The organism is Shewanella sp. DAU305, from assembly GCF_026802235.1.
GTDB classification, from domain to species: domain Bacteria; phylum Pseudomonadota; class Gammaproteobacteria; order Enterobacterales; family Shewanellaceae; genus Shewanella; species Shewanella baltica.
The window spans coordinates 3,412,182-3,433,753 of the sequence record NZ_CP113808.1 but is presented as its reverse complement, the minus strand read 5'-3'; the positions used below and the strand labels follow the sequence as shown (position 1 = coordinate 3,433,753).

Here is a 21,572-nt window from a genome sequence, read left to right as displayed (position 1 = left end):
CGTAAGTAGGGTGGTGTTTGAAATGGATAAAAAAAAGCCCGCTTAAACTAAGCGGGCCGCAAAAATAATGCATTTGCAATCAACAAATTGAAGGAAGGAAGTCAAGCATAAGAACCAGGGAAGAAACTGAAGTGTTGGGAACACACCAGTTTAAAAGTTCTTTGTTTTCGATATCTGCAAGCAGCTATCTCCTGAAAACAAGCACATTCTATGGTGAACTCGGCGGTAAAACAAGCGAGAAAAATTGCCCATAAACATTAGTAATTCTAATGAATGTAAAGGTGATCTATATCACTTAAGTCACTATTTACCTTGATTAATAACTTATAAATCACTATTAGTGCATAATAATACACTTCAATAAGCTTATCCTTGCTGCCATTTTGTTAAATCTGCGATACAACCTAAAAATCTTCTTATTAAGTTACGGCATTGCCATGATTTTTTTTGCTTGTATAGTACTTGCTGAAAAGGCCTTAAGCCCGAAACCACAAGAAGGACGATAACAAGATGGCATTAAGATTTCGCCTTGCAAAGCAAGGTTTGTTAGTGGCCACATTGGGAATGGCACTCGGTGCCTGCCAAAGTGGCAATGCACCTGAACAAAATTCGACTGAGCAGGTAAGCGCAAATAAATTGCTTTACCCAGTGACTCAAAAAGATGATCTCGTCGAAACCATTCACGGTGTTGCCGTGGCGGACCCTTACCGCCATTTAGAAGCCAATACGCCAGAAACTGAAGCTTGGGTTAAAGCACAACAAGCCTTCGGTCAAGCCTATTTAGCCAAGATCCCCAATAAACAAGCTGTAGTCGATCGCATTACTGAGTTGTGGAATTACGAAAAAATATCAGCCCCATTTGAGAATGGCGACAATCAATTTTACTACCGTAATGATGGCCTGCAGGCGCAATCTGTTTTGTATGTAAAAGGGTTAGATGGCGTTGAAAAGCCAGTTCTCGATCCAAACAAACTGTCTGCGGATGGCACTGTGGCACTATCAGGTGTTGCAGTGAGTAATGACGGTAAAATTTTAGCCTATGGCGTGTCAAATTCGGGCTCAGATTGGCAGCAATGGCAATTTGTTGATATCGCAACCGGTAAGAAACTTGCCGATGAATTGAAATGGATTAAATTTTCTAGCGCAGTCTGGGATAAAGAAAACCAAGGTGTGTTTTATGCTCGCTATGATGCCCCAGCGGGTGGAGATGTCTTAGCCGACGTCAATTTCAACCAAAAAGTGTATTACCATAAATTAGGCACAGATCAGCGCCAAGATTTATTGATTTACGAGCGCCCACAGAATAAAGATTGGGGCTTTGGTATCGAGGTATCCGAGAAAGGCGAATACTTATTACTGTCGATTTCTCAAGGTACGGATAAGCGTAATCGTTTCTTCTATAAATCCTTATTTGAGCCTAAATCACAAGTGGTGGAATTGATCCTCAACTTAGAAGCTGAATATGAGTTTCTCGGTAATGATGGTTCAGTATTTTATTTTAAAACTGACTTAGATGCGCCTAATGGGAAAGTGATTGCGATTGATACCCGCAATAGCGATAAATCCCAATGGCAAACCATTATTCCTGAGTCTACAGATCCCATTAATAACGTCGCCATAATTAATGACCATTTAGTGGTGAGTTATTTACACGATGTATTAGGTCAATTGTCCATTTACAGCATGGGTGGGCAGAAGCGCCAAGACGTAGCATTACCTGGTCAAGGCAATGTGGCGGGACCTTTTGGTAAAGCAAGCAAAGACTATTTCTATTATGTGTTTAATAGTTATATTCAACCTGAGACCACCTATAAATTTGACTTTAAAACTGCAGAATCAAGCGTAATTGCCAAACCTAAAGTATCGTTTAATCCCGATGACTATGTTTCTGAGCAAGTGTTTTATCGCAGTAAAGACGGTACACGTGTGCCTATGATGTTGTCCTATAAGAAAGGCTTAGTGAAGAACGGTCAAAACCCAACATTACTGTATGCCTATGGTGGCTTTGCCATTTCGATGACACCACGCTTTAGTCCGGCCAACATTGCTTGGTTAGATATGGGCGGTATTTACGCTGTGCCGAGTTTACGTGGCGGCGCTGAATACGGCGAAAGCTGGCATCAAGCGGGTATGTTCGATAAAAAGCAAAATGTGTTTGATGACTATTTTGCCGCCGCGGAATATCTAGTGAGTGAAAAATACACTAATAGCACTAAGTTAGGTGCCTATGGCCGCAGTAACGGTGGTCTGTTGATGGGCGCTGCGGTGACTCAACGTCCTGAACTCTTTGCTGCCGTATTACCTGCGGTGGGCGTACTGGATATGCTGCGCTTCCACAAGTTCACTATCGGTTGGGCTTGGACGAGTGAATATGGCAGTGCCGATAAAGCAGATCAATTCCCAGCGCTATTGGCTTATTCGCCTTATCACAATGTGAAAGCGCAAGCTTACCCAGCGACTATGGTGATGACTGCCGATCATGATGATCGCGTCGTGCCGTTACACAGTTTCAAGTTCGCAGCCATGTTGCAGGATAAGCAGCAGGGCACTGAACCTGTGATCATGCGTATCGAGTCCAATGCGGGTCACGGAGCCGGTAAACCAACGGCGATGAAGATTGATGAATTTGCCGATATCTACAGTTTCTTGTGGCAGAGTTTTGGCTTAACACTGCCACAAACTATCGCAAAATAACTAACTATGTTAATAAAATGGGGTCCTTTGACCCCATTGTCTTTTACAATTGCCCCTATTCATCTGAAACCCGCGCTATTCCTATCTATATCTTCGTCGGGTCATTCACAAGTCTTGTTTCCCTAGGTATAGTAAGCGTCAATTTTTCAACCAAAATTTGCTTATTTTCAAATGATGTTTCATTGGCCTATTTCAGTCTATTACGAAGACACCGACGCTGGCGGCGTTGTCTATCATTCGAACTATCTCAACTTTTTTGAGCGGGCGAGAACCGAGTGGCTAAAAGCCCTTGGCGTGAGTCAGACTGCGCTGTTAGCCGACGATACCGCCTTTGTGGTAAAGCGTGCGGAATTAGATTTTCGCAAAGCGGCACGTTTTGAACAGAACCTTATTGTTGAAACTAAGGTCATAGAGTTGAAAAAGGCCTCGTTGATCTTTCATCAACGCTTGGTCGATAAACAGGGAGACTGTTATTGTGAAGGCACAGTGCTGGTTGTTTGTGTTGCGCTGTCACGAATGCGTCCCCGAGCTATTCCCTTAAATATTGTGCAGGAGTTTGACAGTGCAAGCTGATATGTCGATTGTTGGGTTATTTTTACAAGCCAGTTTATTAGTGAAATTTGTTATGTTCACCTTACTTTGCTTGTCAGTGATGTCTTGGACGGTGATTTTACAACGCCGTAGCTTACTGACATCCGCAAAAAGTAAATCGGCGAAGTTTGAAGACAAATTTTGGTCAGGCGTTGATTTAAACCGTTTATATAAAGAATTATCGACTCGTCCTGATAATAGCGGTTTAGAGTCATTATTTGTGACTGGCTTTAAAGAATATTCACGCCTGAATAAATTAAATAGCAAAGTGCCCGATGCCGTGATGGACGGTACATCACGTGCGATGCGTGTGACACTTTCTCGCGAAATGGAAAAGTTAGAAGCTAACTTACCCTTATTAGCGACCATTGGTTCGACTAGCCCTTATATCGGTTTATTTGGTACGGTATGGGGGATTATGAATTCATTTATCGCCATTGGTTCGATGGAAAACGCGACCTTAGCTATGGTTGCCCCCGGTATTGCTGAAGCCTTGATTGCAACGGCTATGGGTCTATTTGCTGCGATCCCTGCGGTTATTGCGTACAACCGTTTCTCGACTCAAGTCGATAAATTAGAAATGGCCTACGCAAACTTTATGGAAGAGTTCTCCAGCATTTTGCATCGCCAAGCATACAGTGAGAAGGAAGGGGCATAATGCAACCAGCTTATCAGCGCAAACGTCGTCGCCCCGTTGCCGAAATTAACGTGGTGCCCTATATCGACGTGATGCTCGTGCTGTTAATTATTTTTATGGTAACAGCGCCCATAGTCACCCAAGGGGTAAAAGTGGAGCTGCCTCAAGGGGCTGCGGAAGTTTTACCTGCTGACAGTAAGCCACCTGTGGTGGCTTCGATTGACGGTGATGGTGATTATTATCTGAATAAAGGCGGTTCAACTAACGTACCTATGGACTTGGAAGAGCTCGCGACGGAAGTTGCTGCGCTTATGGTGACAGAGCCTGAGCGTCCAGTGGTGGTTAAGGCCGATAGAAATATTCCTTACGATAAAGTGATTCAGTTGATGGTGACCTTGCAAGGTGCTGGCGTGCCATCAGTCGGTTTGATGACGGATTCACCCAAGGAGAAATAGGTGGCAGATAAGTCAGATGTAACATTACCTCTGTCAATTTCAGCGGGTATTCATATTGGCGTGATAATTATTCTGGCGTTGGGGATCGATTTCTCTCACAAACCTGAGCCTATGCAACAAGTTAGTGCGCCAGCGGTTAAAGCCGTGATGGTTGATCAGCAAAAAGTCGCTAATCAAGTTGAGAAACTTAAGCAAGAAAAGCGTGATGCCGAGCGCCGTGAGCAAGAACGTCAAGCTGAGCTTGAGCGCAAAGCGCAAGAAGCGAAGCAAGCGCGCGAACGTGAACAAGCTCAGATTAAACAGTTAGAGCAAGAACGTAAGCAGCAAGAAATTGAAACCCAAAAGGCCAATGAAGCGACCAAGCTAGCCCAAGTGAAACAGCAGCAGGAAAAGGAAAAGGCAGTTAAAGCCGAAGCCGACCGTAAGCTGAAAGAGCAGGAGCGTAAAGTCGCCGAAGATGCCGCGCAAAAAGCAGCAGAAAAACGCAAAGTGGAAGAAGCCGCTGCAGCGAAAGCGGAAAGTGACCGTAAGCTAAAGGAGGCAGAAGCTAAGGCCAAAGCTGAAAAAGCCAAGGCAGATGCAGATGCGAAAGCCGAAGCTAAAGCCAAAGCAGATGCTAAAGCTAAAGCGGATGCTAAGGCCAAAGCCGATGCTGAAGCCAAAGCCCGAGCTCAGCAGGAGCAAGAAATGGCTGATGCATTAGCGGCGGAGCAGGCGGCGTTGTCGCAAACCATGAATAAGCAGATGCAGAGTGAAGTGGGTAAGTATCAGGCAATGATTAAATCGACTATCCAACGTAATTTGGTAGTGGATGAATCTATGCGTGGCAAGACTTGTACTGTCTCTGTACGATTAGCAAATGATGGTTTTGTGATCAGCAGTCAAACTAAAGGCGGTGATCCTAACGTTTGTCGTGCAGCAAAAGCAGCGATTTTGAAGGCGGGTAAATTGCCAGTGTCTCCTGACCCTGCAGTTTATAACTTGATGAAAGAAATTAACTTAATCGTTGAACCAACGTTTTAATTAAAGGAGTCCCATGAGAATATTGGCAAAATGGTTAGCATTGGCAGTTCTGCTGTGCACCACCCCCGCAAAAGCGGCATTGGATATTGTGATCACAGAAGGTGTTGACGCTGCGCGTCCCATCGCTGTGATGCCTTTTGTTTGGCAAGGTCCTGGCGCCGCACCGCAAGCGATTGCGGATGTAGTGATGTCGGACTTAGTGCGTAGCGGTACGTTTAAACCTTTAGACGAACTTGGACTGCCTCAGCGTAATATTGGCACTGCAGCACAGTTTCAAGCTAATTCTTGGTCAAGTGTTGGCGCCGAAGCGTTAGTGCTAGGTACTGTTAAACCTTATGGTACTGATCAATATCTGGTGAGCTTTGATTTAATCGATTTAGTCAAAGCCCAAAACCAAGCGTTGAAAGGCCCAGTTAGTGCAACAGAATTTTTGATGGACAGCCGTCAAACTGTGATTTCAGCGGCGCAATTTCGCCAATATGGACACAGGATCAGCGATATCGTCTATGAAAAGTTAACCGGTATTCGCGGCGCATTCTTAACGCGGATCTCCTATGTTGTGGTCAATCATACTCAAAAAGCTCCATATCAATTGATGGTTGCTGATTATGATGGCGTCAATGAACAAATGTTACTGCGCTCGCCAGAGCCGTTGATGTCACCGACTTGGTCACCCGATGGTCGTCGTTTAGCGTATGTTAGCTTTGAAAACAAAAAAGCTGAGATCTTCGTGCAAGACCTTTATACCCAAGTGCGCACTAAAGTGAGCTCTTTCCCTGGTATTAACGGTGCGCCGGCGTTCTCACCCGATGGAAAATCTTTGGCGATCACTTTATCTAAAGACGGTCAGCCTGAAATTTACATCATAGATATTGCGACCAAAGCCATTAAGCGTATTACCAATCACTATGCTATCGATACTGAGCCATCATGGTATCCTGATGGAAAGTCGTTGATTTTTACATCAGAGCGCGGTGGTAGACCACAGATTTATCGCGTAGAGTTGAGCTCAGGTAAAGTGAGTCGTGAAACCTTTGAAGGTGAATGGAACCTCGGTGGTTCAATTACCCCTGATGGTCGCAGTATGATTTTTGTTAATCGCACGAACGGTAAATTTAATATTGCGCGTATGGATTTAAGTACGCGTTTTATGCAGGTGCTGACATCGACACGTTTGGATGAATCTCCAAGTGTGGCCCCTAATGGTACTATGGTGATCTATGGCACCACATACCAAGGCAAGCAAGTATTAGCAGCTGTTTCTACGGATGGACGTTTTAAAGCAAGATTACCGGCAGGTCAAGGTGAGGTGAAATCACCTTCTTGGTCACCGTTTCTCTAATGTTATACCTTGATTTAATCACATTTAATTTTATAAGGAACACGTAATGGATCTGAATAAGTTGTTAAAAGCTATGTTGGTAGCACTTCCAATTATGGCTCTTAGTGCATGTAGCTCAACTTCAGAATCAGAAACTGATGCAATGGGCTCAACAAACGGTTCAGGTAGTGAGCTGAATGGTGGTGGCATTCAAACTGGTGGTGTAGGCGCAATGTTGTCTGCTGAAGAGCAACAACGCCAGCAGTTAGAAGACTTGAGAAAGCAACACATCATTTACTTCGACTTTGACCGCAGTGAAGTTCAAACTGATTTCGCCGCAATATTAGAAGCCCATGGCACTTACTTAGTTGAGCACCCAAGCGTGCGCGTACTGATTGAAGGTCATGCGGATGAGCGTGGCACGCCTGAGTACAACATCGCACTGGGCGAACGTCGTGCTAAAGCCGTTGCTAAATACCTACAAGGTATGGGCGTACAGCCAAGCCAAATGAGCGTAGTCAGCTATGGCGAAGAAAAACCACTTGATTTTTCTCGCACTGATGAAGGTTTTGGCAAAAACCGTCGTGCAGTTTTAGTTTACTAAGATTGAATCTCGGAGAGTAACACAATGAAACGTGCCGTCTTAATTACGGCAATGTTCCTTGGTGCGGGTGCTGCAGTTGCAGCACCTGCTCCTGTGGAAGATATTGCTGGTGGTTCGGGTGATGACAGACTTGCTCGCATAGAACGTATTGTAAAATCAAGACAACAAAGCGAGCTCGATATGCAGCGCCGTCTTGATACACTGCAGCAGGAAGTGCTCGATTTACGTGGTTTAACCGAACAACAGAATTATCAGATTGAGCAGATGCAACAGCGTCAGCGTCAGTTATATGATGAACTTGCTAATTTATCCTCAAAGGCATCTGCCGCTCCTGCAGCCGCAGCTGCGACATCCACACCTTCTGTAGCCTCGACGAATGCGGCTTCAAGTAGTTTAAGTGAAACTGCAAGCTATGAGAGTGCCGTTAACTTAGTCTTGAAAGAGCGTAAGTATGACGACGCTATTCCTGCCTTCCGTGCTTTTATCAAACAATACCCAGATTCTGTGTATGCCGCGAATGCTAACTATTGGTTAGGGCAGCTATTATTTAATAAGAGCGAGTTTGCAGAAGCCAAACAAGCCTTCAAAACTGTGGTTGACCGTTTTAGTGATTCCAATAAACGGGGTGACAGTTTAGTGAAGCTTGGCATGATCGCCGAGAAAACCGGTGACAAGGCTGGGGCGACGCAATACTACCAACAAGTCGTCAAAGATTACGCAAACAGCGCAGCAGCGCGCATTGCACAGCAGCAACTGGCTGCAATTAAAGCGTAATTAACTAAAAAACATACTCTTAGTCTGTTTTTCATGCAAACGACAAAAAATTGGGAATTTGCGCTTGCATGAGAAGATGAAAAAGGTATTATAGGCGCCCTCAGAGCGGCGAGGTCGTTCGGGGCGTAAAATACCAGTAAATGGGTCGTTAGCTCAGTCGGTAGAGCAGTTGGCTTTTAACCAATTGGTCGAAGGTTCGAATCCTTCACGACCCACCACTTACTCTAATAAATAGAATAAGTTAGTGGTATTTAACGAGATAGTCAGTAGTACAATTGGTCGTTAGCTCAGTCGCTTTTTTATAAGGCTAGGGCAGTTGGCTTTTAACCAATCAGTCGAATGGTTCTAATCCTTGATGACACACCACTTTACTGAAAGTGCATAAATCAGCGCAACACCAGATGGGTCGTTAGCTCAGTCGGTAGAGCAGTTGGCTTTTAACCAATTGGTCGAAGGTTCGAATCCTTCACGACCCACCACTTATTATTCGCATTATAAATGCCAAAAATAAGTGAACAGTTTTATCGCAATACCTAGATAGGTCGTTAGCTCAGCCGCTTTTTTATAAAGGCAGGGCAGTTGGCTTTTAACCAATCAGTCGAATGGTTCGAATCCTTCACGGCAGTCCACTTTACTGAAAGTGCATAAATCAGCGCAACACCAGATGGGTCGTTAGCTCAGTCGGTAGAGCAGTTGGCTTTTAACCAATTGGTCGAAGGTTCGAATCCTTCACGACCCACCACTTATTGTTGGCATTGTGAATGCTTAAAATAAGTGAATAGTTTTACCGCAATACCTAGATGGGTCGTTAGCTCAGTCGGTAGAGCAGTTGGCTTTTAACCAATTGGTCGAAGGTTCGAATCCTTCACGACCCACCACTTATTATTTGCATTATAAATGCCAAAAATAAGTGAACAGTTTTATCGCAATACCTAGATAGGTCGTTAGCTCAGCCGCTTTTTTATAAAGGCAGGGCAGTTGGCTTTTAACCAATCAGTCGAATGGTTCGAATCCTTCACGGCAGTCCACTTTACTGAAAGTGCATAAATCAGCGCAACACCAGATGGGTCGTTAGCTCAGTCGGTAGAGCAGTTGGCTTTTAACCAATTGGTCGAAGGTTCGAATCCTTCACGACCCACCACTTATTATCTGCACTGTTGATGCAAAAATAAGTGAACAGTTTTATCGCAATATCTAGATGGGTCGTTAGCTCAGTCGGTAGAGCAGTTGGCTTTTAACCAATTGGTCGAAGGTTCGAATCCTTCACGACCCACCACTTTACTGAAAGTGCATAAATCAGTGCAATACCTAGATGGGTCGTTAGCTCAGTCGGTAGAGCAGTTGGCTTTTAACCAATTGGTCGAAGGTTCGAATCCTTCACGACCCACCACTTTTTACCCCGCTTTATCTCTCTCAAGTCACCCACTGAATTTTCGAAGTTAAACTTCAATTTCCAGTACTAGATTTAATACCTTCGTTTTACTTATTTCGTTTCAAATATTTTCCTAACATATTATTTATCCTGACATTTTCTACTTTTGTCTCATAGACCTATTGCCAATGTTTCTCACTTGTTAATTTGTCCATATTGGTTGCGGATAAATAATAACAATTGGGGAAAGACAAAAAATGAAACAAGCAAAACTAAGCTTGATGGGTAGTGCAATATTATTGGCATTAGCAAGTTCGGCCAATGCGGCATCACTAAAAGATACGGATGTTGAGTTTGGCGGTTATATCAAAGCTGACATTATGTTCAGTGATTACGGCAATGGCGCACCGGATTCGGGGGATCTCTCTAGGCAGTTTTATGTTCCTGGCACTATTTATGGAAAAGAGGGTAATGGCAATCAAGTCGTGGATTTTCAAGCTCGCGAAACGCGTTTTAATTTCAAAGCGACGACTGATGTTGATGGTCATAAACTTTCTGGCTTTATTGAACTCGATTTTATGACCCACACTGATGGTAATGAACGTACTTCCAACAGCTATTCACCTCGTATTCGCCATGCATTTGTCTCCTATGACAATTGGACCGTAGGTCAAACGTGGACAACCTTCCAAAATGCTGCTGCGTTACCTGAGAATCTCGATTTTGTTGGTGCTGCCGATGGCACCCCGTTCGCACGCCAAACGCTATTGCGCTATACCCAAGGTAATTTCCAATTCGCGATTGAAAATCCTGAAACCACAGTCACGCCAAATCAAGGCGGTGCCCGTATTACCAGTGGTAGCGGAGTAATCCCCGATGTTATCGCGCGGTATAACCTCAAAACAGACGGCGGTGCAGCGTTCTCCTTTGCGGGTATTATTCGTCAGTTGAATTTAGAAACTAAGATAGGTGCGACGCAGATTGATAGCTCAGCCCTAGGATATGGCGCAAGTGTGGCGGGCATTATTCCGGTCGGCAAAGATGATCTTCGCTTCACGGCCACCTATGGTGAAGGCTTAGGTCGTTATATGGCACTCAATTACATTAATGCGGGTGTGCTGGATGCTAACGGTGACATCGAGTCGATTCGTACTTTCGGTGGATTTGTGTCTTACCGTCATTGGTGGAATGAGCAGTGGCGCAGCAGTGTAACCTTGTCAGGCATGCAAGCGGATAACGATGTGGCTTTAACCGGTTCAGGCGTGAATAAGGATGCTTATTCAGGCTATATCAACTTACTTTACTCGCCAAGCAAACCGCTGACCTTTGGGGTCGAGTATATGTATGCCAAGAACAGTAAAGAAAATGGCGATGATGGTGATTTGAGCCGCATTATGTTCTCGGCTAAGTATGTGCTCTAATCTTACTTGCTTGCGATAAAAACTAAAAAGGAGACCTTAGGTCTCCTTTTGCATTAAGCGGGTCACATATGTGTAGAGCTTAATCTAACAGATTGTTTTCGCGAACATATTGTTCGAAATCTGTGCAGCCACCGACGTGTTTCTCGTCGACGAAAATCTGCGGTACTGTTTCAACTGGCTTACCAACAGTTTTCTCTAAATCTGCTTTAGAGATGCCTTCTGCGTGGATATCGACATATCTGAACTTAAAGTCATCACGTTTTTCAACGAGTTGCTCAGATAATTGCACAGCACGAACGCAATAAGGACAGCCTGGACGGCCAAAAATAACAACGAACATAATAGCTCCTTAGGATTACTTTAGTCGTTTTATACCATAGGCCTAAGTGAATTGATAATGTCAGCCGAGTTTATTTTCAGTTTGATAGCGGCCTTGATAATCAAAATAGCTTTCGAGCAGATCCCAGCCTTTTTTATGTTTCTTCAGTAGCAAGAGATCGGGCATGCGGAATTTATCCGCGTCGCTGATTAACTCTGTCACCTTAGTGTACTTTTTCGGTTTTAATCCCGGCATTCGGCTATGGGGAAAGATGAATAAGGCATAGAGGGCTCGCCACTGTGCCGGAGTTTGCAATTTAAAGCGGCGATTAAATTCATTGCCGTCGATATCGAGGTATTGCACTTTCAGATTACCGTCATCGTCGATGAGCGTCATATGTTGGCAGCGGAACAAATGATGGTGCTGCTGACTGAGCACTTGCCGCAGGCGTTTATCGGGATCGATGAGAGTCGATTGGCAGTGCTGGCAAATGCGCGCGGCAATATCATTCTCTTCACCGCAATCAGGGCAAGATTTAGATCTAAATCGAAAGTCGCACTGCTGCTTTTTACCATGCTGTTCGACTATGCCCTGACAACGGCGACCAAAGTGTTCGATGATGTCGCCATCGTCGTCCGTGAGTCCCCAGAAAATATTGGCAAAATCACATACTGGGCAATGCACTTGCACGGGTACCGATTTACTGTTGGGTTTAGCTTGGCCGACCTCGGGGAAATACAAGTCATAACCATTGGCAGCATAGTCGATGATAAGACAATCTTTTTTGCCTTCAGCGATTCGCAACCCACGGCCGATCATTTGTTGAAATAGACTGACTGAGGCGGTTGGGCGCAAAATCGCAATCAAATCCACATGGGGCGCGTCGAAGCCTGTCGTCAACACTGCCACGTTGACTAAAAACTTGAGCTCTTGGGCTTTAAAACGTTCGATTGTCGCGTCACGTTCATTGTCGTGCGTTTGTGCCGTGATTATGGCGCTCTGTGCAGTGTGAACTTGGTTGAGTAGGCCAAAAATCTCATTGGCGTGGCGCACCGTTGCCGCAAAGATGATAATGCCTTTTCTATGTTGGCTCAGTTCAATGAGCTGTTTCACTATCGCTGTGGTCGCGCGGCCGTAATGCCCCAGCAAATCGTTAACCTCAGCTTCGGCATATTCACCATTCTCGTTGGCTTTAAGTTGGCTGAAATCGTACTGGGCACTGAGGCCATCAAACAGGGTTGGTGCTGTGAGGTAACCTTGTTTAATGAGTGGCCTGATGGGCAGCTCGAACACACAATGTTCGAACACAGCATGTTCGGGCGAACCCACTTTACCATGGTAGTGCTGCTGGTAAATCCAGCCAGTGCCAAGGCGATAGGGTGTGGCGGTGAGACCGAGCAATCTTAGTTGGGGATTTTTCGTGCGTAAATGATTGAGCACTTGCTGATACTGGCTGGTTTTCTCAAGGCTGACTCTGTGGCATTCATCAATAATCACTAACGAGAACGGCTGATCGAACTGGGTTAACCCCCGCGCCGCCGATTGAATACTGGCAACGACGGTTTTCCCCTCAGTGGCTTTTTGATTTAGTCCCGCTGCATAGATACTGGCTTGTGCAGTGAGTAGGCCGACTTTCTCAGCATTTTGCGCGACTAATTCTTTCACGTGGGTGAGTACTAAGACTCTGCCTTTGGCGATGCGCGCCAGTTCGGCGATCACTATGCTTTTGCCGGCGCCTGTGGGCAATACGAGTACGGCGGAAGCTTGGCTTTGCCTAAAATGGGCGATGGCGGCATTAACCGCTTGCTGTTGATAGTCTCTGAGTTTGACTGACACGCTGATAAAAAATCTATGCTGAATAAAAGTGAGGCTGCAAGCTTAACATAACAGGTAAAAAAAATGCCCCTGGTTGGAGGGGCAAGCTAGAGAAAGGAGCAATCACACACACTCTCTCAACAGGGTTCACTATTAACCTGAGGTTTAAAAAGGGAGGTTCAGGTTACGCTTAGCCTATTGGGCATAGACTAAGCGTTGTGGACGTTATTCGTGACTAGGATATTACTCTGTACGATTTAAGCGTGATTCAATCAAGGTCTCGATCACAGCTGGATCGGCCAAGGTTGATGCATCCCCTAAGTTGGTCACTTCGTTAGCGGCAATCTTACGCAGGAAGCGGCGCATGATCTTGCCCGAACGTGTCTTAGGTAAGCCCGTCGCCCATTGGATGAGATCTGGGGTTGCCAGCGCACCAATTTCTTTACGAACCCATTGACGCAGCTCTTGACGTAGCTCTTCGGTTTCTTCAGTGCCGCGGGTTAGCGTGACATACGCATAAATACCTTGGCCTTTAATATCGTGTGGGTAGCCAACTACTGCTGCCTCGGCAACCAGTTCATGTGATACCAGCGCACTTTCGACCTCTGCCGTACCTAATCTATGGCCGGATACGTTGATTACGTCATCGACTCGGCCTGTTATCCAGTAGTAACCATCTTCATCGCGGCGGGCACCGTCACCGGTAAAATACATGCCGCGGAAAGTTTTAAAGTAGGTCAGTACGAATCGTTCGTGGTCGCCATACACAGTCCGCATTTGGCCAGGCCAAGAGTCGAGTAACACTAAGTTACCTTCGTTCTCACCCTCTAAAATGTTACCCATGTTATCGACTAAGGCAGGTTGAACGCCAAAGAACGGACGGGTCGCTGAACCAGGTTTAGTGTCGGTCGCCCCTGGTAGCGGCGTGATCAAAATACCGCCAGTTTCAGTTTGCCACCAAGTATCGACGATAGGGCAATGTTCATGACCTATGACCTCATGGTACCAACGCCATGCTTCTGGGTTGATGGGTTCGCCTACTGAGCCCATGATCCTCAAGCTGCTACCATCGAACTTATCGAAGTGTTGCTTACCTTCGGCCATCAGCGCGCGAATTAAGGTTGGCGCTGTGTAAAGAATGCTCACTTTATGGCGGTCAATCATTTCGCCTAAACGGGCAGGGCTTGGATGATTCGGTACGCCTTCATGGATAAGCACAGTCGCACCATTGGCGAGTGGGCCGTAAACCATATAAGAGTGGCCTGTGATCCAACCCACATCGGCGGTACACCAGTACACTTCGCCCGCTTTGTAGTCGAACACATATTCATGGGTCATAGACGCATAAACCATGTAGCCACCAGTGGTGTGCAATACGCCCTTGGGATTACCGGTTGAACCTGAGGTATACAGCAGGAATAACGGCGCTTCGGCGTCCATTTCCTCTGGTTGACAGTATTCAGATGCAGTTTCCATCAGTGAATGCCACCACACATCACGACCTTCTACCCAATCCACTTTGCCACCCGTGCGCTTCAGCACTATGACTTTTTCAACCGTAGTGACATCAGGATTTTTTAAGGCATCATCGATGTTGCGTTTCAATGGGATAGCACGGCCACCGCGCATACCTTCATCTGAGGTAATAATGACTTTTGATTTGCCATCAATGACGCGAGAGGCGATAGAATCCGGTGAGAAACCACCGAAGACCACAGAGTGCACCGCGCCAATACGGGCACAGGCAAGCATAGCCACTGCGGCTTCTGGCACCATAGGCATGTAAATTGTGACTATGTCACCGCGTCGCACGCCTTGGCTGCGTAATGCGTTGGCGAATTTACACACATCTGCATGTAATTCACCGTAGGTGATTTTGCGTTGTTCGCTGGCGTTGTCGCCTTCCCAAATAATCGCCACGCGATCACTGTGCTCGGCTAAGTGACGATCTAAACAGTTGGCAGAAGCATTCAGGGTGCCGTCGTAAAACCAGTTGATCGATAAGTTATGATCATCAAAAGAGGTTTTTTTAATTTTGGTATAGGGTTTTATCCAATCAATACGCTTGCCGTGTTCTCTCCAGAAACCTTCAGGATTGACAATCGACTCTTGGTACATTGTTTTATATTTATCGTTGTTTACAAGTGCATTGGCAGCGATATTGCCGGAGACTTTGTAGAGAGACTGCGAGCTCATAGGGCTTCCCTTTTGAAAAATTGCGTGGACTGAGTATGGTATGCAAGGGGGCGGCAACTCCATTAGACCTTGGTCTAGTTTTAAATTTTCCTTTATATTTAGTCTGTTGCATTAAAAATCCGGCTAGATTTTAGACAGGTTTTATCGCACAATAATCAGAAAAAAGAGCAAAGTATGAATTTAACCTTAGTCGTCGCCGTTATTGCCGTCTGTTATGTCTCGCTTTTATTCCTATTAGCGTGGGGGGCGGAGCGTTGGTTTAGCCGGATCACCAAAAAGCTACAGGTCGGTATTTATGGCCTGAGCTTAGCGGTTTACTGTTCCTCGTGGAGTTTTTTAGGCACAGTCGGCCAATCGGCTAAGGATCTCTGGTCTTTTTTACCGATTTTTATCGGCCCCATTCTTATTTTCACCTTAGGTTTTGGCATGTTACGCAAGATGGTATTAGTGTCTAAGGCACAAAATATCACCTCAGTGGCCGACTTTATTGCCGCCCGATACGGCAAATCTCAAACCTTAGCCGCCTTAGTCACCTTAATCGCCTTGTTTGGCATCATGCCCTATATCGCCCTGCAGCTTAAGGCGATGGTGTTCAGCCTTAACCTGTTTCAACCCGCAGACGATCCCCTCGATGGCGTGACTATCCCGTTACTGATCACGTCTTTGTTAGCCATATTTGCCATTTTATTTGGTACCCGCAAACTCGATGCCACCGAGCATAATCCCGGCATGATGCTCGCGATTGCCTTTGAGTCTCTGGTAAAGCTCGCCGCATTTTTATTGGTCGGCGTCGTCATTAGTTTTGGGGTGTTCGATGGTTTTGGGGATATTTGGCAGCAGGCAAATGCGCAGTCGCTGATCAATTATCCCAATCCCCGTATCGAAGCTTTAATGCCTGAGTTACTTGTCGGAATGGCGGCGTTTTTGTGTATGCCAAGGCAGTTCCATGTGATGGTGGTGGAATGCGCCGATGAGTCTGTGTTGTCGAAAGGACGTTGGCTGTTTCCTATCTATTTAGCGCTTTTTGGTTTATTCGTTGGGCCGCTCGCCTTGGCGGGGAAGATCATCCTCGGCGATTCAGTGTCGGCCGATACCTATGTGATTAATTTGCCACTCGCTTTAGACCAACCTTTGCTGGCGGTGATTGCGCTGCTGGGCACACTTTCGGCGGCAACCGGCATGGTGATAGTGGCGGTGGTGACTATTAGTGTGATGGTGAGTAACGAATGGCTGGTGCCCGTGATGCTGCGGACGGGCCATATCCGTGAGAAAAACTTCAGTCAGTTCTCGCAGCTACTACTTAATGCCCGCCGTTTGGCGATCGTGATCATTCTTGGCTTAGGTTATGGCAGTTATCTGGCCTTAGCCGACAGTGATTCCTTATCCCATCTAGGCATGTTGTCCTTCGGGGCTTTTGCTCAGTTAGCGCCTGCCTTAGTGGGCGGTCTCTATTGGAAACACGGCAATCGTGCTGGGGTGTTTTTAGGACTCGGCGTAGGCTTTACGCTGTGGTTTTACATCATGTTGCAGGGCATGACAGATGTGCAAAGTTCATCGGTGTTCTTGTCTGGCGTCGCGAGCGAGAAAGGCTTGCTAGATGCGATAACGCCCAATGTGCGTGATGCGCTCACGGCACTTTTTGCCAATATCGCCTGTTATATTTTGGGGTCGATTTGGTTTAGGGCGGGTGTGGCCGAGCGTATTCAGGCCAGTGCCTTTGTCAGTCCTGGCAAGTTGAAAAACAGCGCCAATAAGAAAAATGGCCCGATTTCACAGCAGGATTTGCTTATTCTTGCCAGTCGATTCGTCAGCCCAACACGCGCCTACGAGAGTTTTAGCCGTTTCTCTATTGATGCGGTAAAAAGTGATAGTTGGCATAAAGCGGCGCCGCCAGAGCTGATTTTCCACACGGAACGTTTATTAGCGGGCGTACTCGGCGCCTCAAGCGCAGCGCTGGTGATGGATTCTGTGCTGCAAGGGCGTGATTTGGCGCTGGATGAAGTGTTCAGTCTAGTGGATGAAGCATCATCCAAAATTATGCTCAGCCAAGACATGCTGCGCGGTGCGATTGAGCACGCCTATGAAGGCATGAGCGTGATAGATAACGATCTCAACCTAGTAGCTTGGAATTATAAATATGTGGAGCTGTATCAATATCCCGATGGATTCTTGCAGCAGGGTATGCCCATCAGCGAAGTGATCCGTTTTAATGCGGCGCGGGGTTATTGCGGTGAAGGGGAAATCGAACAGCAGGTTGAACAGCGGGTGCAGCACATGCGTAATGGCACGCCGCATACTTCTGAGCGTCATCGCAGGGACGGTAAAGTGATTAAAATTCAAGGTAATCCCATGCCAGACGGTGGCTTTGTGATGACCTTTACCGATATTACTCAGTATCGCGAGCAGGAGCGCGCGCTGCTCGAAGCCAATGAAACCTTAGAAAGCCGCGTTAACGAACGTACCTATGAATTAGCCATGTTGAACAGCGAGTTACTGGAAGCTAAAGCGCAGGAGGAAATAGCCAACGCCTCTAAGAGTCGCTTCTTAGCTGCCGTTGGTCATGATTTAATGCAACCGCTGAATGCTGCAAGGTTGTTTACCGCATCTTTATCTCAGTATCCCAATTTAGATCGCGAGGCCAGAACCACCTTATCCCATGTGAACAGCTCGCTTAAGATCGCCGGCGAGTTGCTCACCGATCTGCTGGATATTTCTAAACTCGATTCTGGCATGGTAGATGTTAATCGGCGTGATTTTGCGATTTCAGAACTGATCAACGGCTTATCCGTAGAGTTTGAGGCGATGGCAGCGGACAACCAAATTCGTTTTAAGATGATCCCATGCAGTGCGACCGTTAATTCCGATCCTTCACTGTTACGCCGAGTCCTACAAAACTTTTTAACCAATGCCTACCGCTACGCCCGTGGTGGCAGAGTCTTGTTTGGTTGTCGCCATCGGGGTCATTACCTTGAGATCCAAGTATTAGACACGGGGTGTGGTATCGATGAAAAAGAAACCCAAGAGATTTTCAAAGAATTCAAACGGCTGAATAATCCTAAGAGCAACAATGTCAGCGGATTAGGCTTAGGTTTAGCAATTGCCGATCGCATCAGTAAAGTGCTGGAACACGGTATTCAAGTCTCGTCCCTTTTAGGGCGCGGCTCGGTATTCTCTATTTGTGTGCCGCTCGGGGAGACTGTACGTCAGCCGCAAGTGAAGGCTTTGCCATCGCTGTTACAACCGTTATCGGGTATCAAAGTGCTGTGTATCGACAACGAAGAGGCGATTCTGGCGGGCTTAGAAAGTCTATTAAGTCGTTGGCAATGTGAGGTTATTTGCGCAAAAGATTTATCCGATGCACGCATTAAGCTGGGACTGAAAGGCGTCGCGCCCGATATTGTCCTCGCCGATTATCACTTAGATGATGGCCAAAATGGCGTCGATGCGATGGACGGTATTCGTGCCCTGTATGGCAAAGACTTGCCCGGCATTTTGATCACCGCCAATACCCGTAAAGAGCTGGTGGAAGATGTGCAACGCCGCGGCTATCACTATATGGCGAAAATGATAAAACCTGCCGCGCTGCGCGCCTTGATTTCCAGCTTAGTGAAATAAGCTTAGTAATATGAGTTTTCGTAAAATAAGCTTCACCCAAAAAGCACCAGCCAGGGTTAACCGTGGCTGATAAGTTGTGGCTCGGTACTGGTGGATGTTGCACTAATGCCTGCCGCGACTAGCTTCATCGCACCTGTGAGTTGGCTTAATTGCGCCGGGCTAATAACATAGGGCGGCATGATATAGATAAGGTTAGCGAAGGGGCGAACCCACACCCCTAAATCAACAAATTGTTGCTGTAGCTCAGCGGTATTGACGGGATCATGCATCTCTAACACCCCGACAGCGCCGAGCACTCGCACGTCTTTTACACTCGGTAAATCAATTGCATCCTTAAGTTCTAAGCGCATTTGCTGCTCGATAGCGGCGACTTGCGCTTGCCATTCATTGCGATTGATTAAGTCTAAGCTCGCACATGCCGCCGCGCAGGCCAGCGGGTTGCCCATAAAGGTCGGCCCATGCATAAACACGCCAGCGGGAGATTGGCTGATTCCTTGGGCAACTTTATCGGTACACAGCGTCGCCGCTAGGCTGATGTAACCGCCCGTGAGCGCTTTACCTAAACATAAGATATCTGGAGTGATATTGGCGTGTTCATAGGCAAACAGCTTACCTGTACGGCCAAAGCCAGTAGCGATTTCATCTAAGATCAACAACACATCAAATTCATCGCACAGGGCGCGAATACCCGCTAAATAATCCGCGCTGTAAAAACGCATCCCGCCAGCACCTTGCATGATCGGCTCAATAATCACAGCGGCAATATCATGGTGATTTGCACTTAAAAAGCTGCGCATAGCGGTTAAATCATCGGCTTGTAAGGTTTCGCCAAAGGCGGTTTGTGGCGCAGGCACAAAGGATTGTTTCGTAAGCGCATCGCCAAACATAGTGTGCATGCCACCTTCGGGATCGCACACGCTCATGGCGGCAAAGGTATCGCCGTGGTAACCCTTCTTAACGGTAAGAATGCGTTGTTTTAGCGGCCGCTCTTTATGTGCGCCTTGCTCCTGCGAGCTCTGACCTTGCAAACTTTTACCTTGCAAACTCTGACCTTGCCAATATTGCAGCGCCATTTTGATCGCCACTTCCACTGAGATAGAGCCAGAGTCGCATAAAAAGACTTTCGTCAGCGGCTCGCAGGTCATAGCAATAAGTTTTTTGCACAGTTCAATGGCGGGTTCATGGGTGATACCGCCAAACATCACATGGCTCAGCTGATGCAGCTGTTTTTCCATTGCGGTTAAGATCTCGGGATGCGCATAGCCGTGCACACAGGCCCACCATGAGCTAGTGCCATCGACTAGCTTGCGGCCATCGACGAGTTCGAGCTCGCAGCCCTTTGCGCTGTGTACACCAAAAACAGGAAGAGAACGGGTCATTGAGGTGTAAGGATGCCAAATATGGGCGCTATCAAAATCAAAATCGAGTAAATTGCGCATAAATGCTCACTAAGTTGGTGGTAAAGTAGCCATTAGTAAACTGGATTCACTGGTTGGCGTTGACAGTTTAAGGGCTGAGGTTATCCTAGCCAAGATAAAAGACAGAATAAAAAGGGTGTTCAATGTCGCAGTTGCAAGTTCGTCATGATTGGAAGCGGGAAGAAATCGAAGCCTTATTTGCGCTGCCGATGAATGATTTGTTATTTAAAGCCCACAGCATTCACCGTGAAGTGTACGATCCCAATGAAGTGCAAATTAGCCGCTTGTTATCGATTAAAACCGGTGCTTGCCCTGAGGATTGTAAATACTGCCCGCAGAGCGCCCGTTATGACACAGGTCTAGAAAAAGAGCGTTTGCTGGCAATGGAAACTGTGCTGACCGAAGCTCGCAGCGCTAAAGCCGCGGGGGCTTCTCGTTTCTGCATGGGCGCAGCTTGGCGTAACCCAAAAGAAAAAGACATGCCGTACCTTAAGCAAATGGTACAAGAAGTCAAAGCATTAGGCATGGAAACTTGTATGACGCTCGGCATGCTTTCTGAAGATCAAGCGAACGATTTAGCCAGCGCAGGCTTAGATTATTACAACCACAATTTAGATACCTCGCCTGAATACTACGGCGATGTGATCACCACTCGTACCTATCAAAATCGTTTAGATACACTGACAAATGTGCGCGCCTCAGGCATGAAAGTGTGCTCTGGCGGGATTGTCGGCATGGGTGAAAAGTCGACGGATCGCGCAGGCTTACTGCAACAGCTGGCCAATTTACCGCAGCACCCTGATTCAGTCCCGATCAATATGTTAGTCAAAGTGGCGGGCACACCATTTGAGAAGCTTGACGATCTCGATCCACTCGAGTTTGTGCGTACCATTGCTGTAGCGCGTATTTTAATGCCACTTTCGCGCGTGCGTTTATCGGCAGGCCGCGAAAATATGAGTGATGAACTGCAGGCCATGTGTTTCTTTGCTGGCGCGAACTCTATTTTCTACGGTTGCAAATTGCTGACTACGCCAAACCCAGAAGAAAGCGATGATATGGGGCTATTCCGACGTTTAGGTTTACGTCCAGAACAGGGCGCAGCGGCAAAACTGGAAGAAGAAAGTGCTGTATTAGCCAAAGCGGCGGCCTATCAAGATAAGTCATCGGCACAATTCTATGACGCGGGTGCTTTGTAAGCACACTGAGTTCATGTTGTTTGACGCACATCGTTGAATAACAGGTCAATCCTGTTAGTCGTAGTCTGTTTTGACTGCGGCCGACAGGCTTATTAAATGTGCTCTATTTCTAAGGCAACCG

At 46.6% G+C, this 21,572-nt stretch carries 15 protein-coding genes and 7 tRNA genes; 18 read left to right on the top strand and 4 right to left on the bottom strand.

Going from position 1 to position 21,572, the window contains the following annotated elements; all coding sequences use genetic code 11:
- Positions 1-510 precede the first annotated feature (510 nt).
- The 16 genes from OX890_RS14490 to OX890_RS14415 all read left to right on the top strand — a co-directional run bounded on the left by OX890_RS14490 (position 511) and on the right by OX890_RS14415 (position 10,892).
- Positions 511-2,694 (top strand): prolyl oligopeptidase family serine peptidase, encoded by a 2,184-nt coding sequence (locus tag OX890_RS14490; RefSeq protein ID WP_268649440.1) that lies wholly within the window; start codon positions 511-513, stop codon positions 2,692-2,694.
- 171 nt (positions 2,695-2,865) lie between these two features.
- A complete protein-coding gene (ybgC, locus tag OX890_RS14485; protein ID WP_006081251.1) occupies positions 2,866-3,267 on the top strand; it encodes a tol-pal system-associated acyl-CoA thioesterase in 402 nt (133 codons plus the stop codon).
- Positions 3,257-3,943 carry a protein TolQ gene (gene tolQ, locus OX890_RS14480; RefSeq protein WP_006081252.1) on the top strand — a complete coding sequence of 229 codons (687 nt, stop codon included), beginning with the start codon at positions 3,257-3,259 and terminating at the stop codon, positions 3,941-3,943. The genes ybgC and tolQ overlap by 11 nt, the downstream gene beginning before the upstream one ends.
- Positions 3,943-4,377, top strand: a complete 435-nt coding sequence (tolR, locus tag OX890_RS14475; protein WP_006081253.1) for a protein TolR — start codon at positions 3,943-3,945, stop codon at positions 4,375-4,377. Before tolQ ends, tolR begins: the two co-directional genes overlap by 1 nt.
- On the top strand, positions 4,378-5,400 hold the full coding sequence (gene tolA / locus OX890_RS14470) for a cell envelope integrity protein TolA (RefSeq protein WP_012587889.1): 1,023 nt from the start codon (positions 4,378-4,380) through the stop codon (positions 5,398-5,400).
- A 13-nt stretch (positions 5,401-5,413) separates the two neighbouring features.
- The gene (tolB, locus tag OX890_RS14465) at positions 5,414-6,742 is read left to right on the top strand and encodes a Tol-Pal system beta propeller repeat protein TolB (protein ID WP_012587888.1); all 1,329 of its coding nucleotides are present in this window, start codon (positions 5,414-5,416) and stop codon (positions 6,740-6,742) included.
- Positions 6,743-6,788: 46 nt separating this feature from the next.
- Entirely contained in the window at positions 6,789-7,325 is a 537-nt protein-coding gene (gene pal, locus OX890_RS14460; RefSeq protein WP_006081256.1) for a peptidoglycan-associated lipoprotein Pal, read from the top strand.
- Between the two features lie 24 nt (positions 7,326-7,349).
- Positions 7,350-8,099: a tol-pal system protein YbgF gene (gene ybgF / locus OX890_RS14455; RefSeq protein WP_011846551.1), complete on the top strand. Its 750-nt coding sequence runs from the start codon at positions 7,350-7,352 to the stop codon at positions 8,097-8,099.
- Positions 8,100-8,241: 142 nt separating this feature from the next.
- Positions 8,242-8,317 (top strand) — tRNA-Lys (locus tag OX890_RS14450).
- A gap of 185 nt (positions 8,318-8,502) precedes the next feature.
- Positions 8,503-8,578 (top strand) — tRNA-Lys (locus tag OX890_RS14445).
- Positions 8,579-8,765: 187 nt separating this feature from the next.
- A tRNA-Lys gene (locus OX890_RS14440) sits at positions 8,766-8,841 on the top strand.
- Positions 8,842-8,901: 60 nt separating this feature from the next.
- A tRNA-Lys gene (locus OX890_RS14435) sits at positions 8,902-8,977 on the top strand.
- 187 nt (positions 8,978-9,164) lie between these two features.
- Positions 9,165-9,240 (top strand) — tRNA-Lys (locus OX890_RS14430).
- A gap of 59 nt (positions 9,241-9,299) precedes the next feature.
- A tRNA-Lys gene (locus tag OX890_RS14425) sits at positions 9,300-9,375 on the top strand.
- A 38-nt stretch (positions 9,376-9,413) separates the two neighbouring features.
- Positions 9,414-9,489, top strand: a tRNA-Lys gene (locus OX890_RS14420).
- Positions 9,490-9,728: 239 nt separating this feature from the next.
- Positions 9,729-10,892 carry a DcaP family trimeric outer membrane transporter gene (locus OX890_RS14415; protein ID WP_012587886.1) on the top strand — a complete coding sequence of 388 codons (1,164 nt, stop codon included), beginning with the start codon at positions 9,729-9,731 and terminating at the stop codon, positions 10,890-10,892.
- 79 nt (positions 10,893-10,971) lie between these two features.
- Here OX890_RS14415 and OX890_RS14410 read toward each other — a convergent pair whose 3' ends face one another.
- The 3 genes from OX890_RS14410 to acs form a co-directional block, all read right to left on the bottom strand.
- Positions 10,972-11,232 carry a GrxA family glutaredoxin gene (locus OX890_RS14410; RefSeq protein ID WP_006081259.1) on the bottom strand — a complete coding sequence of 87 codons (261 nt, stop codon included), beginning with the start codon at positions 11,230-11,232 and terminating at the stop codon, positions 10,972-10,974.
- Positions 11,233-11,292: 60 nt separating this feature from the next.
- Positions 11,293-13,047 (bottom strand): DEAD/DEAH box helicase, encoded by a 1,755-nt coding sequence (locus OX890_RS14405; protein ID WP_012587885.1) that lies wholly within the window; start codon positions 13,045-13,047, stop codon positions 11,293-11,295.
- 222 nt (positions 13,048-13,269) lie between these two features.
- Entirely contained in the window at positions 13,270-15,222 is a 1,953-nt protein-coding gene (acs, locus tag OX890_RS14400; protein ID WP_011846554.1) for an acetate--CoA ligase, read from the bottom strand.
- 174 nt (positions 15,223-15,396) lie between these two features.
- Between acs and OX890_RS14395 the strand changes: the two genes are divergently transcribed.
- Complete coding sequence (locus OX890_RS14395) at positions 15,397-18,837, top strand: hybrid sensor histidine kinase/response regulator (RefSeq protein ID WP_268649439.1); 3,441 nt, start codon at positions 15,397-15,399, stop codon at positions 18,835-18,837.
- A 56-nt stretch (positions 18,838-18,893) separates the two neighbouring features.
- Here the strand turns inward: OX890_RS14395 and bioA are convergent, their stop codons facing one another.
- Positions 18,894-20,276 (bottom strand): adenosylmethionine--8-amino-7-oxononanoate transaminase, encoded by a 1,383-nt coding sequence (gene bioA / locus OX890_RS14390; protein ID WP_268649438.1) that lies wholly within the window; start codon positions 20,274-20,276, stop codon positions 18,894-18,896.
- A gap of 122 nt (positions 20,277-20,398) precedes the next feature.
- Here bioA and bioB point away from each other — a divergent pair, with 122 nt between their 5' ends.
- Complete coding sequence (gene bioB / locus OX890_RS14385) at positions 20,399-21,451, top strand: biotin synthase BioB (RefSeq protein ID WP_259573501.1); 1,053 nt, start codon at positions 20,399-20,401, stop codon at positions 21,449-21,451.
- Positions 21,452-21,572: the final 121 nt, after the last annotated feature.